The organism is Dickeya fangzhongdai (assembly GCF_002812485.1).
GTDB lineage: Bacteria > Pseudomonadota > Gammaproteobacteria > Enterobacterales > Enterobacteriaceae > Dickeya > Dickeya fangzhongdai.
Map to the genome: position 1 here is coordinate 2,907,302 of NZ_CP025003.1, position 18,205 is coordinate 2,925,506.

At 57.7% G+C, this 18,205-nt stretch carries 14 protein-coding genes; 7 read left to right on the top strand and 7 right to left on the bottom strand.

Going from position 1 to position 18,205, the window contains the following annotated elements; all coding sequences use genetic code 11:
* The first annotated feature begins 64 nt into the window (after positions 1-64).
* The 3 genes from CVE23_RS12970 to ttcA all read left to right on the top strand — a co-directional run bounded on the left by CVE23_RS12970 (position 65) and on the right by ttcA (position 2,069).
* Positions 65-514, top strand: a complete 450-nt coding sequence (locus CVE23_RS12970; RefSeq protein ID WP_100849691.1) for a lysozyme inhibitor LprI family protein — start codon at positions 65-67, stop codon at positions 512-514.
* Positions 515-571: 57 nt separating this feature from the next.
* Positions 572-1,009, top strand: coding sequence for a lysozyme inhibitor LprI family protein (locus CVE23_RS12975; RefSeq protein WP_100849692.1), 438 nt, complete (start codon positions 572-574; stop codon positions 1,007-1,009).
* Positions 1,010-1,127: 118 nt separating this feature from the next.
* A complete protein-coding gene (gene ttcA / locus CVE23_RS12980; RefSeq protein ID WP_038919363.1) occupies positions 1,128-2,069 on the top strand; it encodes a tRNA 2-thiocytidine(32) synthetase TtcA in 942 nt (313 codons plus the stop codon).
* Positions 2,070-2,451: 382 nt separating this feature from the next.
* Here ttcA and zntB read toward each other — a convergent pair whose 3' ends face one another.
* Together zntB and CVE23_RS12995 are read right to left on the bottom strand one after the other, a co-directional pair.
* Positions 2,452-3,438: a zinc transporter ZntB gene (zntB, locus tag CVE23_RS12990; RefSeq protein WP_038919364.1), complete on the bottom strand. Its 987-nt coding sequence runs from the start codon at positions 3,436-3,438 to the stop codon at positions 2,452-2,454.
* Positions 3,439-3,586: 148 nt separating this feature from the next.
* Positions 3,587-5,218 carry a peptide ABC transporter substrate-binding protein gene (locus tag CVE23_RS12995; RefSeq protein WP_100849694.1) on the bottom strand — a complete coding sequence of 544 codons (1,632 nt, stop codon included), beginning with the start codon at positions 5,216-5,218 and terminating at the stop codon, positions 3,587-3,589.
* Positions 5,219-5,609: 391 nt separating this feature from the next.
* Here CVE23_RS12995 and mpaA point away from each other — a divergent pair, with 391 nt between their 5' ends.
* On the top strand, positions 5,610-6,341 hold the full coding sequence (gene mpaA, locus CVE23_RS13000; protein WP_100849695.1) for a murein tripeptide amidase MpaA: 732 nt from the start codon (positions 5,610-5,612) through the stop codon (positions 6,339-6,341).
* 55 nt (positions 6,342-6,396) lie between these two features.
* Positions 6,397-6,900: a thiol peroxidase gene (tpx, locus tag CVE23_RS13005; protein WP_038668336.1), complete on the top strand. Its 504-nt coding sequence runs from the start codon at positions 6,397-6,399 to the stop codon at positions 6,898-6,900.
* Positions 6,901-6,985: 85 nt separating this feature from the next.
* Here the strand turns inward: tpx and CVE23_RS13010 are convergent, their stop codons facing one another.
* Entirely contained in the window at positions 6,986-8,398 is a 1,413-nt protein-coding gene (locus CVE23_RS13010; RefSeq protein ID WP_100849696.1) for an MFS transporter, read from the bottom strand.
* Between the two features lie 134 nt (positions 8,399-8,532).
* Here CVE23_RS13010 and CVE23_RS13015 point away from each other — a divergent pair, with 134 nt between their 5' ends.
* A complete protein-coding gene (locus CVE23_RS13015; RefSeq protein ID WP_225622590.1) occupies positions 8,533-9,543 on the top strand; it encodes a helix-turn-helix transcriptional regulator in 1,011 nt (336 codons plus the stop codon).
* A gap of 73 nt (positions 9,544-9,616) precedes the next feature.
* Here the strand turns inward: CVE23_RS13015 and CVE23_RS13025 are convergent, their stop codons facing one another.
* A complete protein-coding gene (locus CVE23_RS13025) occupies positions 9,617-11,947 on the bottom strand; it encodes a penicillin acylase family protein (RefSeq protein WP_100850465.1) in 2,331 nt (776 codons plus the stop codon).
* A 116-nt stretch (positions 11,948-12,063) separates the two neighbouring features.
* Between CVE23_RS13025 and CVE23_RS13030 the strand changes: the two genes are divergently transcribed.
* A complete protein-coding gene (locus CVE23_RS13030; RefSeq protein WP_100849697.1) occupies positions 12,064-12,612 on the top strand; it encodes a GNAT family N-acetyltransferase in 549 nt (182 codons plus the stop codon).
* 615 nt (positions 12,613-13,227) lie between these two features.
* Here the strand turns inward: CVE23_RS13030 and tyrR are convergent.
* The 3 genes from tyrR to CVE23_RS13050 all read right to left on the bottom strand — a co-directional run bounded on the left by tyrR (position 13,228) and on the right by CVE23_RS13050 (position 18,167).
* Complete coding sequence (tyrR, locus tag CVE23_RS13040; protein ID WP_038669589.1) at positions 13,228-14,793, bottom strand: transcriptional regulator TyrR; 1,566 nt, start codon at positions 14,791-14,793, stop codon at positions 13,228-13,230.
* Between the two features lie 118 nt (positions 14,794-14,911).
* Positions 14,912-16,471: a M20/M25/M40 family metallo-hydrolase gene (locus tag CVE23_RS13045; RefSeq protein WP_100850466.1), complete on the bottom strand. Its 1,560-nt coding sequence runs from the start codon at positions 16,469-16,471 to the stop codon at positions 14,912-14,914.
* 277 nt (positions 16,472-16,748) lie between these two features.
* Entirely contained in the window at positions 16,749-18,167 is a 1,419-nt protein-coding gene (locus tag CVE23_RS13050) for an MFS transporter (RefSeq protein WP_038919375.1), read from the bottom strand.
* Between the last annotated feature and the right edge of the window lie 38 nt (positions 18,168-18,205).

The window sequence follows — 18,205 nt, forward strand, 5'->3', positions numbered from 1 at the left end:
GCGAAACAATTTACACCACTTAATAAAAAAGTTATTATCCTCTTTAAACCAAGGAGGATCTTTAATGAAGAAAAAAGTCTCACTATTACTACTCTTATTCCCACTGACGGGAATGACAGCCGCCATTGATAAAAATCACTCCGATATCTATCAGCAGTATTATGCCAAAATGGTAGGCAATGTTTGCAACAATCTCACCAACAAAGACAGCGAGATGGGAATCTATCAGTGTGCGACATTAATGAAAAAAGATGCCGACGCAAAACTCACCGCACGTATCAACGAGATTAACCAGGAACTCAGTCAGTTAAGCGATGATGATGATAAAGAGTTTATAAAATCCTTCAAGGAAGATCAGTTGCAATGGGAGCGTTACCGCAATAAGCGTTGCAAATTGCGGGTGGCAAATTTAGAACAAGACTCTCCACAATATATATCTGAAACATTCTTGTGTCAGGCCGTAGAAAGTTACCGCAGGATAGAAGTGCTGATTGATGAACCTGACCGGCCCTGACCTCGTGATGAATTAATATTGCCGCCTTATTCACTTTGCGACAAAAGGACAAATACAATGAAACGAAACAGCGCTCTTCTTTTACTTCTCCTGCTCCCGCTGACAGTCATAGCGAATGACGCTCAGGAAATGAATCCCTACAATGCGTTAAGCGATCAAGCTGAACAAGGATTATGCAAAGACCTTTATGAACACGGCATTTATCTTGAAATGACACAATGCTCATACCGGTTACAAGAAGACTCGGAGCAAAAACTTAAACAACAACTGGACCTATTAAATAACGCCCTGAAAACCGCAGGAGATACCAAACGTCTCGCATTGCTGGCAGAAGAACAGGCAGAATGGGAAAAATACCGGGCGACACGATGCCGTTTTCGTGGCCTACACGTCATTCCAGAAAGCAGAGTATACTATGATTGGCTGGCTACCTGTCAGGCGGCAGAAAACTATCGTCGGATAGAAACGCTAGACAGCGAACCTGGAATGCCGTAAGCCATTTTTGTCACCCTCGTGTTTATGTGCCGCCAGACTCCCCTGGCGCGCACTTAATGGTACACTTAGCCCCCAGCAATGCTGGAGCACCGGCCCCATGAACACGAGTTACCGTTAAATGTCAGAAAATCAATCCGTTACACCCAAGCAGCAGTACAACCTCAACAAATTGCAAAAGCGCCTGCGTCGCAACGTAGGTGAAGCGATCGCCGATTTCAATATGATCGAAGACGGCGATCGGATCATGGTGTGCCTGTCCGGCGGCAAAGACAGCTATACCATGCTGGAGATCCTGCGCAATCTGCAGCAAAGCGCGCCGGTGAATTTCTCGCTGGTGGCGGTGAATCTGGACCAGAAGCAGCCGGGGTTCCCGGAGCATGTGCTGCCGCAGTATCTGGACAGCATCGGCGTTGAGTACAAGATTGTGGAAGAGAATACCTACGGCATCGTCAAAGAGAAGATTCCGGAAGGCAAGACCACCTGTTCGCTTTGCTCGCGCCTGCGCCGCGGCATTCTGTACCGCACCGCCACCGAACTGGGCGCCACCAAGATTGCGCTCGGCCACCACCGTGACGATATCCTGCAAACGCTGTTTCTGAATATGTTCTACGGCGGCAAACTGAAAGGCATGCCGCCGAAACTGGTGAGCGACGACGGTAAACATGTGGTGATCCGCCCGCTGGCGTACTGCCGTGAAAAAGACATTGAACGTTTTGCCGACGCGCGCCAGTTCCCGATCATCCCGTGTAATCTGTGCGGCTCGCAGCCCAACCTGCAACGCCAGGTGATCAAGGACATGCTGCGTGACTGGGACAAACGCTATCCCGGCCGAATCGAAACCATGTTCAGCGCCATGCAGAATGCGGTGCCGTCGCATCTGTGCGACACCAACCTGTTCGATTTCAAATCGATTCGTCAGGGCAGCGAGGTGGTGGACGGCGGCGATCTGGCGTTCGACCGTGAAGACATGCCATCACAGCCGGTAGGCTGGCAGCCGGATGAGGATGAAGAAGACAACGCCCGCCCGCTGGAGCGACTGAACGTACTGGAGATTCGTTAATTCACCGGCGGCTTCACGGCCGCCAACGTCCCCTCTCTCCGTCATGCTGTCTTTCCTGATAAAAACGGCTGTTCAGACGAGACTCTTGCATTCACAGACTCGCATAGGCACTCGTTCAAGCATGGCGCGTGTCGGAATCGCGGGCAAAAAAAAAGCCGACAAAACGTCGGCATGGTGTGAATTAATTGTGCTATGCAGTAATTCAAAAAAGGAAGTAAGACAATATGGAGCGCAACGCCCATCGCTTGACGTTGCATTCACCTGCGAGAAGGATAGTGCCGCAGACATAGACCAAAAATGTTGATATTGCGCAATATTAACAATGGTTTTTATCGCCGCCGGCGGTTGTGTGATATCCCACGCAATAATTTCGCCATGCCACTCACAACCATTTACTGCGTTTTAACCACCAGGCAACGCCGCTGACCAACAACACCAACATCAGGCAGAATACGCCAAATCCGATGCCGCTGTTGGCTCCCGGAATCCCGCCCAGATTGACGCCAAACAACCCGGTCAAAAAAGTAGTAGGCAGGAAAACCATCGCCAGCAACGACATGGTATACGTGCGCCGGTTCATGGCGTCGGTCATCAGCGTGGTGATTTCATCGGCAATCACTGTCGTACGGGCGATACTGGCGTCCAGATCTTCCAGACCGCGGCCGAGACGTTCGGCAATCTCCTGCATGCGGCGGCGGTCGTCATCCTGCATCCAGCCAAACTTCTCGCCGGATAAGCGCGAGAAAATATCACGCTGCGGCGTCATATAGCGACGTAACACAATCAGTTGTTTGCGAATCAGCGCCAGTTCGCCGCGCGGCGGAATGCGCTGTTCCAGCAACGCATCTTCCAGATCGATGATTTTTTCGTGCAGCTCATCAATGAACTCACTGGTGTGATCCGTTAACGCCTCGGCGATAGACACTATCCAGTCGCCGCTGTTGGCAGGGCCGTTGCCCTCTTTCAGATCGCTCATCACCTCATCAATCGCCGCCACTTTACGGCGCCGGGTGGAGACAATCAGGCGGTCGGAGATAAACACCCGAATCGCCACCAGCTCATCCGGCCGGGCGTTAGGGTTGTAATTGATGCTGCGCAGGGTCACCAGCGTGCCTTCGCCAAGCCGTACTACACGAGGACGCGCACTCTCCCCCGCCAGCGCGTTACGTACGCTATCCGGCAACAGGGTGGTTTCATGCAGCCAGCGCACACTGGCCGGTTGCGTCGAGTCAAGATGCAGCCAGGCAGGCAGCTCCGCTTCCTCGCCCAGAGCGCTCTCCACCAGCGGCAGAATGCCTCCCTTGCCGTCCAACTGACAGGTAAAGACGGCGCCGGTGTGTCGGATAGCTTTATTTTCAGTCACTTCCACACGTTATCTCCCTCTATGCACACGGCGTCCATCTTACTGTCTGCATCAATGACTGCAATCGGAAAGGGATGCATCCTCCGCTGCACCGTGCCTGGGCGGAGTGGCAGGCGCAACACCGTGTGCAACAAACGGTATGAAAGCCCGCCAGTCAGTGTTTCAAAATATAGAGCGTCTGGCTGTAGGCAACATCCTCAGGGTTAGTGATGGGATACCCTTTCACCCAGGGTTTAATCAACCGCCCGTTGGTGTACTGGTAAATCGGCGCAATTGGCGCCTGCTCCGCCAAAATCTGCTCGGCGCGGTTGTAATCCTCGGTCAGTATCTTTCGGTCAGTCTGCCCGGCGGTATCCGCCATCAGTCGATCATAATCGGCGTTGTTGAAACGGGCGATATTGCCGCTATGACTGGCGGTCAGCAGCGACAGGAAGGTAGACGGCTCGTTGTAATCGCCGACCCAGGAGGCGCGTATGACATCAAAATTCCCCGTATTGCGGCTGTCGATGTAGGTTTTCCATTCCTGATTCACCAGTTTCACGTCTACGCCGAGCTTGGTTTTCCACATCGACGCGACGGCGATGGCGATTTTTTGATGCACTTCCTGCGTATTGTACAGCAGCGTCAGTTTCAGCGGTTTGGACGGACCATACCCGGCCGCCGCCATCAACGCTTTGGCCTGCATATCCAGTTCGGCCTGCGAATACTGCTGCAGTTGCCCCGGCTGCGGTTTGAACCCGGCGGTGACATCCGGCGTAAAGCGATAGGCCGGTTTCTCGCCGGTTCCCAACACTTTCCCGGCGATAATCTTACGGTCGATGGCATAAGACAGCGCCTTGCGTACCCGCACGTCGTTGGTCGGCGCGCGCTGCGTGTTGAACGCATAGTAGTAAGTACCGAGCTGGTCCGGGGTAAAGATCTGCCCCGGCAGATCCTTCAGCAGTTTCTGGTACTGATTCTTGGGAAACGACTCGGTGATGTCGATATCACCGGCCTGATAGCGCTTGGTGGCGTTGGATTCCTGATTGATCGGCACAAAGGTGACCTGCGTCAGCCGGGTATTGGCGTGATCCCAGTAATGGCTATTCGGCACCAGCACCAGTTTTTCATTGACCACCCGATCTTTGAGCACGAATGCGCCGTTACCCACCAGATTGCCCGGTTTGATCCACTCATTGCCGTATTTTTCCACCGTGGCCTGATGCACCGGATAAAGGCTGAAATTAGCCATCAGACTGATGAAATAAGGCACCGGCTTACTCAGTTGCACCTTTAACGTGTGATCGTCAACCGCAATGACGCCCAGCTTGTCGGCGGGCAGCTTGCCGGCCAGGATATCATCAGCATTGACGATCCCCGCCAGCCGGATAAACCAGCTAAACGGCGAGGTATTTTGCGGCGTCGCCAGTCGCCGCCAGCTGTAGACAAAATCTTTAGCGGTGACCGGATCGCCGTTCGACCAGCGCGCATCAGGGCGCAGAGTAAAAATGAAGGTGCGGTTATCGTTAGTCTGCCAGCGCTGGGCGACGCCGGGAATCGGGTTACCCTGCGCGTCCTGATTCACCAGCCCTTCGAACAGGTCGCGAATCACCTGAATCTCCGGCAAACCAACCGCTTTAATCGGGTCCAGCGAAGCCGGTTCATCCTTGATATGACGGACGATCTCCTGTCGGTCCGCCAGAACGGCGCCGGGAGGAACCTGCGCCGCGCCCGCCGGGATTATCAAGGCTATCATCAGCACGGCGGAAACCACGCCCACGGAAACTGCGGAATAACGAAATTGCATGTTGTGTCCTTAAACCAAAGAGGCCCTGCCTTCGCCAGCCCGCCGCATCAAATCGACGCTGCGGGAGGGATTCAGGAACGACCGGGAGTCATCTCTGCGCCCGGAAAGCGGTACGCGATCATCACCGGTCCAAAAAAGAATCCGTCTATACCCGGTATACTTCAGGTTGCGGGCGCGCAAGCTGCCCGGCGCCCCAGAGCATTTAGGGCATATCTACTGAAAAAATCGTTATCAGGCTGGAAGTTATCATAGTCTCAAACCTGCCCTTCCAGCCAGTGGCGCGGTACCGGTTTGCGGAGCGTCCCGCGATTTCGGGCATGCTCCCGCGGCCAGCATGGATTTTTTGTTATCATCAGGCAAAACACTGCCGACTATTGTTCAGGATACCGCCATGACAGACGCCGAGTTTCTTCATCGCCCCCGTACCGAACGCGGGTTCTTCGCTGCGCCGGGCCGGGAATATGGCCGTTCACGACTGGGGGCGCCACTGCTGTGGTTCCCGGCGGAAGTGGAAGGGAAACACAGCGGCTTGATCCTCGCCGGCACGCACGGCGACGAAACTGCATCGGTGGTGGCGCTCTCCTGCGCGTTGCGTACGCTACCGCCGGGCAGCCGGGCTCATCATGTGGTGCTGGCGGTCAACCCGGATGGCTGTCAGTTGGGCCTGCGCGCCAATGCCGGCGGCGTTGATCTCAACCGTAATTTCCCGGCGACCAACTGGCAGCCGAACGGCACCCTCTATCGCTGGAGCGAAGACACCCCGGTGCGCGACGTACAGCTCTCCACCGGCGATAGCCCCGGCTCCGAACCGGAAACCCAGGCGTTGTGCCGCCTGATCGACCAGTTGGCGCCGCCGTGGGTGGTGTCCTTTCATGAACCGCTGGCCTGCATCGACGATCCCCAACGTTCCGAGCTGGGCGGCTGGCTGGCGCGTGAATTCGCGCTGCCGCTGGTCGACAGCGTGGGATACCCAACGCCGGGTTCATTTGGCAGTTGGTGTGCCGAGCGCCACTTGCACTGCATCACCGCCGAGTTGCCGGTGATTGCCGCCGACAGCGCCAATCACCGCTATCTGACCGCCTTGACCCGGCTGCTGACCCATAATTTTTTATACCAATGTTGATCATGTTGCCCTACACTGATCGACATGTTAATCACCTGTAATGAAGGACGTAAGCATGTCAACAAATGTACATTTCCAGGGTAACCCGGTGCCGGTAGCAGGATCTTTCCCGGCGGCCGGCGGTAAAGCACCGGCGTTTTCACTGGTTGCCAAAGACCTCTCTGACGTGGCGCTGAGCCACTACGCAGGCAAGCGCAAAGTCCTGAACATTTTCCCGAGCATCGATACCGGCGTGTGCGCCGCGTCCGTGCGTAAATTCAATCAGCTGGCATCCAGCCTGGATAATACCGTTGTACTTTGCATCTCCGCCGACCTGCCGTTCGCCCAGTCCCGCTTCTGCGGCGCTGAAGGCCTGAACAATGTGGTGGTGCTGTCCACCCTGCGCGGCGCCGAATTCAAGGAAAACTACGGTGTGGCGATTGCCGAAGGCGCGCTGAAAGGCCTGACTGCACGCGCCGTCGTGGTGCTGGACGAAAACGACAACGTGCTGCACAGCGAACTGGTGAACGAAATCACCACCGAACCGGACTACGACGCAGCTATCGCCGTACTGAAATAAGTTCGGTCCTCAATATCCGCGTTAACCATGCCAGTCGACCGACTGGCATTTTTTTATCTAAACCGCCTTGCCGCCGTTATCTCCCTCAGGCTACTGATCGTGGGTGCGCCAGCGTCAGCCGGTTGCGTAACGCGCACAACACCAATACCAGCATCAGTCCCCATTCCGCCATCAGCGTAGCAATCAGCGCACTGGCAAAATTTCCGCCGCTGGTATGCAGCATCTGCACCAGCACCGTACCCAGCACAATGGGCCCCAGCCCCAGCGACGCCTGTTGCATGGTGGAAAGCAGCGCGCTGCCCGCGCCGGCCTGATGCGTCTGCACATCAGACAGCCCAATGCGATAAAAGCTGCTGACGATAAACGCCTGACCAAAGCCAATCATCATGGTCGCGGGCAGCAATTGCAGCACCGACACCGGCCAGCGCCACGCCAGCGACGCCATCAGCAGCGCCAGTCCGCTCATCTGGATGGCGCATCCGGTCAGCAACGCCCCTATATTGCCAATGCGGGTGGTGAGACGGCCGCTGAACAGCGACGCAACAAAATAGGACAGCCCCAGTCCGATAAAGCTGTTGCCCGACTGCAGCGGGGTAAAACCGGCGCCGGATTGCAGGGTGTAGGCAACGGCAAACATAAAGCCGCTCCAACTGGAGAAAAACAGCAGCGCCAGCAACAAACCGAAGCGGATCCCCGGCAGCCGAAACAGCGCAGGCGGCAGCAACGGCGCCGGCTGACGACGCTCCACCCGCCACAGCAGCGCAAACCACACCAGACTGCTCAGCAGTACCGCAACGCAGAACCACGGCCAGTGCCAGATTGGACCCAAGGCCAGCGGGAACAGCAGGCTAGCCAGCATTAGCGACAGCAGCACCGTACCGGGCATATCCAGCGCCACCGGTTTTTCGCCGCGGGTGTCCGGCAGACGCGACGGCGCCAACAGCAGCACCAGCAGGCAGACCGGCAGATTGACCAGAAACACACTGCGCCAGCCATAACCAGCGATGTCCAACTGAATCAGAAAGCCGCCCAGTACCTGCCCGACCACGAAGGCCAGTCCGCCGATGGCGCTATAAAAACCCAGCGCCCGGGCATGCTCGCGCCCGCGCAGGCAGACATGAATGGTCGCCAGAATCTGCGGCACCACCAGCGCGGCGCCAATCCCCTGCAACGCTCGAGCCGCCAGCAACACCCATACCGCCTGAGCGATGCCGCACAACAGTGAAGCCACGCCGAACAGCGCCACGCCGGCAATGAACACCTGGCGGCGACCCAGGTTATCGCCCAGCCGGCCGCCCATCGCCAGCGATACGGCAAATGCCACGCCATAAACCGACACCACCAGTTCCAGTTCAGCCGGGCTGGCGGAAAGTGAATGGGCGATCGCTTCCAGCGCCACGTTAACGATCGAAAAATCGATCATCGGCAGCAGTTGGCCGGTCAGCAACACCATCAGGCCGATGCCGGTGAGCCCCTGTGAAAGTGAAACCTGTTTCATCGATGTACCCATTGTGCTAATTCTGTGAGGCAGTTAGCATTATCGATAATTTAAACGGGTACCAGTTCCTGTTTATCCTGGTATAAAAACTACCTGTCTGTAACGATTCACCGCGTTATCCGGAGGCTCGCGCTATGGTCATGACGATACCCACCCCACAGGCCGACACCCGTGTTACACCGTTGCAACCGGATAACCGCAAACGGCTGGGCGCGTTTTTGCGCGCACGACGTGAAAGCCTCGATCCACTGCGTCTGGGCCTGTCGCTACCTCGTAAACGGCGTACGCCGGGGCTACGCCGCGAAGATGTGGCGCTGCTGGCGGACGTGGGCATTACCTGGTACACCTGGCTGGAACAAGGGCGGGAAATCCGCGCCTCCGCCAAAACGCTGACCGCCATTGCCAAAGCCCTGCAGTTCAACGAAGCGGAAACCCGGCATCTGTTTATGCTGGCGGGGCTGCCGTTCTCCCCGGCCGCACAGGCCAGTTGCGAGAAAATCAGCGCCGATAGCCAGCGTATCCTCGATCAGCTCAACCCGTTTCCGGCGGTGATCGTCAACGCCCGCTTTACCGTTCTGGGGTTTAACCTCGCCTGGTGTCGGTTGCTGGATATCGACCTGCATCAGATGGCGCCGGAAGATCGCAACTGTATCTGGCTGGCGCTCACCCACCCGAACTGGCGGGAACGGCTGGTGGATCAGCACGAGCTGTTACCCAATCTGGTGGCGATGTTTCGGGCGCAGATGACGGAACACGCGGACGAACCGCTGTGGGAGGCACAATTGCAGCGCTACCTGAGCGCGTCTGAAGAGTTTCGCCAGTTGTGGTACCAGCGCTACGAGATTCAAGGCGTGGATGACAAGATCAAGCGCTTTCGTCATCCAACGCTGGGTATTTTCACCCTGCGTCAGATCAACTGGTGGAGCGCATCCCGCAACGGTGACCGGATGCTGGTTTACATGCCTGCCAGCGAGCAGGACAATGCGCGGCTGGCGCAACTCGCGCAGTTGCCGCCGCCCGGCGAACAGCCTCAGACAAGCCAGATTGCGCCCCGCGATTTAGAGCCTATCCCAGTAGGCGTTATTGGCGCAGCCAGTTTAGACACTGGCAGCGCGCAGAACCCGGAGCGTACACGTAGTACGTGAGGATTTCGAGCACTGCCCAGAGCCAAAATGGCAAGTGAAATAGCCGTATGGGATAGGCTCTTATGATGCCGCCTTAAGGCTGGGCGGAGGCCGGTTTTAGTTCCAGCCGGCTGGAGCCGACGCCCGGCAGCAGCGGCGTCAGCGCCTCGCTCATCCAGCGGCGATACCCATCCAGCCACCAGCGACTGAGCGGATTACCGCTCTGCCCGCCCGGCAGGCTTAGGGTCGCGTTGGCTTCATCGCCCGGCGAAATCACCAGCCGTTCCGAAGCGCCGAACGTTGGGCGATTAACATGCGGTACATGATTGTCTCCGGAGAGCGGTTCCGCCGGTACCCGCAGCAGATGGCCCAGCAACGGCAGCGACGAGGCCAGCGGGTGAGCGATGCGGCTCTGGTTAACGTCCCCCCATTTACGGCTGCCTTCCCCGTTCTCCCGCCATACCGTCGCCAGCTGTTGCAACGAGAACTGGCACCAGTCTTTAGCGGGCGCGGGCACCCACTGGCGTGCTTCATCATGCATCAGTTGTTGCACCGTCACATCCCAGCGTGGATTAGCGGCACGGTAGCTGGCCTCCGGCCACGCCTGCGCCAGTTGCTGATCCAGCGTGCCGAACAACCGCTGGTACAGCGTCTCGCGCCAGCGGCTCAGCAACAGATAAGCCGTTGAGTCGGCCGCCGCCTGCCCGTTCCATTGTTGCAATAACAGGTTGATTGTCGACTGACCCGCGATAACGTCCGGGCCGGAGGCATTCAGGCAATCGAGCAGCCGGTCGCGCCAGCTCGCCGCCAGCAGCGCACGGTTGTCCAACTGGATGCGATGCATCGCGGCGATATCCGGCTGCCTGACGTCGCCCAGCGCCTGATGAATCGCCGACGCGCGTACGCCAGGGTCGGCGCCGCCATCCCCGACGATGTCCCCTTGCTCATCAAACAGCAAGCGGTTGTTGGCGGTCACAATCACCCCTTGCGGCGGGTCGACCAGTTGAGGATGGGATGCGGGCGGCAGCGCCGTGTCACGCCAGCGCGCCTGCAGCACGCTCGTCAGCGGAAAACTGTTCTGTACGCCGGGCATCAGCCGGTCCGGCAGCATTCCGGCCAGCGTCCAGCCGATGTGCCCGTGACTGTCGGCCACCAGCAGATTTTGCACCGGCAGGCCGGTTCGTTGTCCGGTAGTCAGCGCCTCCGGCACCGTGCGGGTTTCCGCCAGCGCCATCAGCGACAGATCCAGCGAGCCCGGCAACTGCAACACCCAGTGCATCGCCATGCGCCCTTGCCCGGTATCGACAATCGGTCCCCAGTCGCTGGTTTGCACCGTCATTGACTGCGACTCGCCATGACTGACCGCCAGCGTTTCCTGCACCAGATGCGGATTGCCCTCGGCGCGATTCAGTTTCACCCAGTCGAAGGTATCGGCGTAACTATTGGTAAAACCCCAGGCGATATGCTCATTGCTGCCGCTGACGATGGCGGGCGCGCCGGGCAGAGAGAGCCCGGTCAGGCGCAGCGTTCCGTCTTCCGTCGGATAGATAAGCTGTGCGCGATACCACACCGTTGGCAAACGCAACCCAAGATGCATGTCGTTCGCCAGTATCGCTCGCTCCGGCGTACGCACCAGCCAACCGTTGCTGCCTTTAGCTTGTTCGTCGGCACCGCCGGGAGCAAACGCCGCACTGTTCTGCTGCCCCCACCACTCAGGCGGCGCGGCAGGCAACGCCGGCGCTGGCGGCAACTGCCCCACCAACGGCGCATCCCACACGCTGGCGTCCGGCAACAGAAAGTCGGCCTGCTCCGGCGTGCTCTGGCTGGCAATCCAGCCGCGGGCGTATTCGCGGCCGAACTGATTATCCTGCAGATCAAAATACATCGCGGCAATCGTCAGCAGGGTGTCTTCCGGCAGCCAGACTTGCGGTTCAACACGCAGCAGCCAGTATTCGAACGGCCGTGTTTTCAGGCTATGCAACCCGGCATTCACGCCGTCGGCATAGCTACGCAGGATCTGCTGCTGGTCGACGGGCAGTTGTTGCCAGCGTCCGGAAACCTGTCGGCGCAGCAAAAACAACCGGCGCTGGCGGTCCATCGGCAACGCCGCCGCGCCGACTAACGCCGCCAGTTCCCCTGACGCGCTGCGCCGGAGCAAATCCATCTGGAAAAAGCGATCCTGCGCATGGACAAACCCTAGCGCGAACGCGGCGGACAGACGGTCGCCAGCCCGGATGATCGGCACGCCGGCGTCGTCTCGCTCCACCGTCACCGGCGTATGTAGCCCCGGCACGCCCAGCTCGCCATCCAACTGGGGCAAACTCTGGCGCAACAGCATCCACACGGCGATGGCGATCGCCGCCGCCAGTACGGCGCACAGCGCCAGCCCGCCAACCGTTATCCGTAGCCAGTTGTTCAAACGCACCACCCTGTCCTCCCTCGTTATTCAGGCGAGCCATCATGACAATAGCGTGAGGCGGAAAACTGTTGCATTATCATTTGTATCATCCTGTATCTGCCATTGTCGCTTTTGGAGGAGATATGTTTCCGTTACTGACCGCCCGCCTGTGCCTGCGCCCGTTTGTCCCCTCCGATGCCGCCGCGCTGCTTGACGCCATACATGAATCGCAGGAAACCGTAGGGCGCTGGCTGCCCTGGTGCATGTCCGATTACGATCTGCCGATGGCGCAGGACTGGATAGCCTGTTGTGAACAGCAACGCCACGAGGGCGAGGCGTTTGATCTGGTTATCATAGACCGCACCGCCGGGCGCCTGCTCGGCACCATCGCCATCAACAGCATCAACAAAGCCTATCGCCTCGGTAATGTCGGCTACTGGGTACGCCAGTCGGCGCAGGGACAAGGATTGATCCCCGAAGCAGTGCGGGAAATCGTGCCGTTCGGTTTCGGCACGCTGGGGCTGACCCGGCTGGAAATCGTCGCGGCGGAAGAAAACCACGCCAGCCGCCGGGTGGCGGAAAAAGTGGGCGCGCATTTCGAAGGATTGCTGCGCAACCGGATTATTATTCGCGACCAGCCGGTAACGGCGGCCTTGTATTCGCTGATTCCGGGGGACAAACTTATTCACTAGTTTTTTAGCGCATCCCAGGTGCTTATTTTTATTGGCATCGGAGATAATAAGCGTCGGATGATTCCGCCCCATGATGCACATCATCTATGTACAACGCTAAATTTCAAATTATAGGATAGCAAGAATATTATTATCCTCATAACCAGAACAAGGCTAATATTCTTTGAAATATTATTCACGGATATCCATTAGAATAAATCACAATATAACCTAGGTATTTATAAAATATATTAGATGAGCCTCATGGATTAAAATTGAGGAGTTCTATTTTTGACAATCAGAGGATAAATAATGAGTAATTGTTCATCCTGTGACGGATCACTTAATGATTCAATTTTTATTGAATCCAGGGATTTAAAAAGTTGCCCTCATTGTTCAGCATTAGCAGGACATCATATTTTCTATCGCTGTGAAGATTTTGGCATGAGATATATGGGAGACGGTCGTTATATTCTGCAATCCTGGTGTCCTGGCTGTCGTTCACATGATGGCATAAAGCCTGTTGTGCAGGCTGAATGTCAGCAATAGGCGAGTACTGTAGAGAATAAAACGACACGTTTTTTTCAAAGCGGATAGCACCATCATCCGCTTTTTACTTTCATCGGGCCACCAGGATTACTCGTCCTCATCCCCACCTTTGCGGCTGCTCAGGCCATATTCCCGCAATTTATTGGCGATGGCGGTATGAGACACGCCGAGCCGTTTGGCCAGCTTGCGGGTGCTGGGGTAGGTCTGATAAAGGCGGGTCAATACTGAGCGTTCAAACCGTTTGCTGATGTCATCCAGCGACCCTTCCAGCAAATCGTCGTTGTGGACGATTTCCGGCTGGAAGGCAGGCAGGTCGATATCGCGCAGGCGTAGTTCGTCCCCTTCCAGCTGCGCCAGCGCCCGATAGATGGTGTTTTTCAGCTGACGCACGTTGCCCGGCCAGCCGTATTGGGGCAACAGGTTACGCACTTCCTGCGCGATGTGGGGACGCGCGATCCCCTGCTCATCGGCAAAACGGGCCACGAACAGCTCCACCAGCGGCATGACATCCGCCGGGCACTCGCGCAGCGGCGGCAGTTGCAACGTCAGCACGTTCAGGCGGTAATAGAGATCTTCCCGAAACAGACCGCGCTGCACCAGATCCTGCATGTTTTTCTGCGTGGCACAGATCACGCGCACATCCACGTGCACCTCGTGTTCTTCACCCACCCGGCGGAACGTGCCGTCATTGAGAAAACGCAGCAGTTTGGTTTGCATCTGCGGCGACATTTCGCCGACTTCGTCCAACAGCACCGAACCGCCGTTAGCCTGCTCGAAAAAGCCTTTCTTGCCTTCCAGCGCGTTGGGATAGGCGCCCGGCGCGTGGCCGTAAAGCTCGCTTTCCATCACGTCATCCGGCAGTGCGGCGCAGTTGAGCGCCAGAAACGGCTGCTTGCCGCGGCGGCTGCGCAAATGACAGGCGCGGGCCAGCATGTCCTTGCCGGTGCCGGTTTCCCCCACCAGCAGCAACGGCGCGTCCAGCATCGCCAGCTTGCGCGCCTGCTCCACCACCTGACGCATACGCGGACTGACCGCCACAATATGGTCGAATTCCCGTTCGTCGTTGACTGGCGTGTCCTGTAACTGACGGCCCATGCGCGCTGCCGACTTCAATGTCACCAGCGCGCCGGCGACGGTAGATTTGCCTTTATCGTCTTCCAGATGAACCGGCGTCACTTCCTGCAGAAAATCCTGCCCGCGGATCACCACACGGGTGGTTTCCGGCTGGCCGCCCTGCTCCTGCCAGCGGGAAAAGTGGTAATCGTTCAGCAACTGGCTGACGTTAAGGGCGCGGGCTTTTTCCTGCGTCAGCTCAAACAGGCTGAGCGCGGCGGCGTTGACCAATTCCACTTTGCCTTTGAGATCGAACGACAACACCGGCTCCGGCATCGATTCCAGCAGCGCGTTCAGCGCCCGATGCTCCCGCTCGGACGGCATAAACGCCACGGTGCGTACATCGCTGACGCCCGGAATGCGGCGAATCTCCGTCATCAGCTCGCGGAACGCATCAAAACCGAGGGTGGTAAAATTGAGGTAGATCCGACCCGTCGGATCAATTTCGATACCGCGCAGGTCGATATGTCGCAGCACCAGCAGATCGAGCAGCTCACGAGTCAGACCAATCCGGTCTTCACAAAATACTTCCAGACGCATCAATAAAACCTTCTTCATCAGGTGCGGCAGGGACGAGAGCTGCATCATACCCTTTCACCGCCACCGGATGAAGTGGGGTGTCAGCAAAAGTTGACACCCCGGCAACCGAAAAGCGAATTTACTTGGTTTTTTCCTCTTCCGGGAACGGCGTGGTCATCATCGACACCATAATGCGGATACCGTCGATGTAGTTGCCGATGCGCATATTTTCGTCGCTGCTGTAGGCGTTATTATCCGCATTCACCAGCGACACCACGGCAAAGGCGCTTTTCAGCGCGGCCAGCGCACCGTTGATCGGCGGCGACACCCCCAGCATACGATTCTTCTCCGGATCGCCTTTAAGCGGCGCTTTCACGCCGGCCTGCGCCCATTTCGCCAACGGCGACGCCAGTTGCGTACGCACGGCAAACGAACTACCGGACGACGTCATCATGCTCATCGAAATCAGTTTGGGGTTGTGATTACGCTCCTGCAGCGAGGGCGAGTCGGAACGCACGATATAGAAACCGTTGGCGGTTACATACCTTTTCAGCAGGTCATACAGGTAATCGGGCGAGGTTTCCGGCACCGTACGAATGTTGATGCTGGCTGTCGCGGTCGACGGAATGGCGTAGATGGCTTTGCGGCCGGTATCGCCCGCCTTCAGACCGATGACGTCCAGCGACGGATACTGCACCGCTTCCACCGGGTTGGGCGCCATTTTTTCCAGTTGGGTCACCCCATAACGGCTTTCGATGGTGCCCGGCTGCGGCGCCTGCGCAGCCAGCTGTTTGCGTTCGTCATCGGAGATTTTGACCCGGTCATAAAACCCCGGCAACGTCACCCGACCGTTGGCGTCTTTGATTCCAGCCAGCAGGCTCGCCAGCTGTTGCACCGGATTGACGATCACATTGCCGAACGCGCCGCTGTGGGCCGCCGGGTCGGGACCGAACACCGTCATGTCCACCTGTATCGACCCGCGATAGCCAAACGTGAGCACCGGCACATTATTGGTGTTCACTGCGCCGTTAAAAATCACCACGCCGTCATTTTTCAGCCGGGCGGCGTTCTGATTGACCACCGCGGCCAGGTGCGGCGAACCGCGCTCCTCTTCCGAATCGAGCAGCACCTTGATATTCACCGTGGTGGCGGTATTGGCGCTTTTCAGCGCATCCACCGCGGTCAGGAACAGGGAGATGACCCCTTTGCCGTCCGAGGCCGAGCGCCCGAACACGCGCCATTCCGGATCCAGCCCCGGCTGCATCAGCCGTTCGTTGGGTTGCGGCACCCAGATACCGCGTGAATCCTTGATTTTCAGCGTCGGTTTCCAGGGGTCGGTACTCCATTCGGACGCGCTGGCCGACTGACCATCAAAGTGCATCAGGAACAGCACGGTCGGGCGGTTGGGTTGCATCGGCCCCAGCTCGGCATACAGCATCGGGTGCGCGCCATTGGCCAGTTGCTGGGTGGTAAATCCCCGCTTCTGAAAAGCCTTGTCCAGCCAGTTGAGGTTGCGCTGAATATCCGCCGCCACGTCGGTGTCGTTGCTGAGCGTCAAGCCGTCGAGGTATTCAGGAAAGCTGGCCTGAGCGAAGCGCTGGGCGTCAGTCGGCGTCATGATCCACTGCGCCTGAGCGGAACCTGCCGTCACCAGCGCACCGAGCGCGCCAGCCAACAGGAGTTTGTTGCCACGAAGCATCATAAGTATCCTTCCAGCCAGAGGAAAAAAAAGAACATCCATCTTCTGGTTATCGGCAGTATCGGTCATCGCCTGAGCGATCTGGCCGCGATTCACCCACCGGGTTATCCCTGCTTAGGTTTATCCCTGCTTAGGTTTATCCCTGCTTAGGTTTTATCCCTACTTATAGATAAGCATGCTTCGTGGCAGCGGAATGCGGGCTATATCAAAACCCCCGCTGTTTTTAAGCCGCAACCCATTCATTTTATGGCTGCAGGAACAGCATTTTCCCACGATATCAGATATTTTCCAGCCGGACGCCGCGGGTCCGCGGACCGAACACGCCGACCGTCACCACTACGGTCAACATGCTGATGATGATGAACGCCAGCACACCGCTGGTATCGTAATGTTGCAGAATCAAACCGATGACGATACTGCTGAGCGCCGTGGACAGGCGGCTGAAGGAGTAACAGAAACCCACACCGCGGGCGCGGATCGCCGTGGGGAAAACCTCGGTCTGATAGGCGTGATAGCTGATGGTCAGCCAGGCGTTGGAATAGGTGATCAGAAAACCACAGACAATCAACCACAGCGGTTGCGTCTGAAAGGCAAACAGCGTGCCGCACACCACCGTCATCAGCGACGACAACACAATTTGCCACTTGTTTTCGAGTTTGCCGGCGTACCAACTGCACAGCAGCGACCCCAGCGGGTAGGCCAGCGTAATGAAAAACGCGTACAGCAGGCTGTGGGTCACGGTCGCGCCCCGTCCCGCCAGCAGCGCCGGCAGCCAGTTGCCAAAACCGAAGAACCCGATAGCCTGAAAGATATTCATGACCACCAGCATCAGGGTGCGGCGGCGATAGCGCACTGACCAGATATCAAGAAATCGACCGCGCGACGGCAGCGTAATCTTCGTCTGCGGCTCCAGCGCCTTACCCGGCGGTACGCCGCAGCGGTGCTCCATCGCGGTCATCACCTTTTCCGCTTCCCGGTAGCGTCCACGCGATGCCAGCCAACGCGCCGACTCCACCAGATTACGGCGCAGCAGCCACACCACCAGCGAGCACACCGCGCCGATGATCACCACATAACGCCAGCCGGATAGCCCCCAGAACGTCTGCGGCACCAGCCACCAGGACATCAGCGCCACCGTCGGCACCGACAGGAACTGCATGAAGAACGCCAGCGCAAACGCCTGGCTACGCAGGTGGGTCGGCGCCCATTCGGATAGATAGGTATCGATGGTCACCAGCTCTACCCCCAAACCAATCCCCACCAGAAAGCGGCAGAGGATCACCCATTCCGCCTGCGTCTGGAACGCCATCAACAGCGAGAACGCGCCATACCACGCCAGCGCAAACATGAAAGCGGCGCGACGCCCGAGTCGATCCGCCTGCGGCGCTAGCAGGCTGGCGCCGATAAACAGGCCGAAAAAGGTGGCGGACGCAAACGTAGCCTGATCCGACACGCCGAACAATCCCTCCTTTCCGGTGTGGAAAATCTTCTCCCCAATCAGCCCGGTGCTGATGTAAGCCGTCTGAAACAGGTCGTAAAGTTCAAAGAAGCCGCCCAGCGACAGCAGGATGATGAAACGCCACAATCCCCACGATGAGGGTAAGGCATCAATACGCGTCGCCAGCGAGTGAAGAGGAAGAGGATGATTGACGTCGTAAACCGTCGGCGCGTTGCGCGCACTGAAAGTCGAGTCCATGGTATTGCCCCTGATTGATGGTCGGTTGTCGTTGGTAA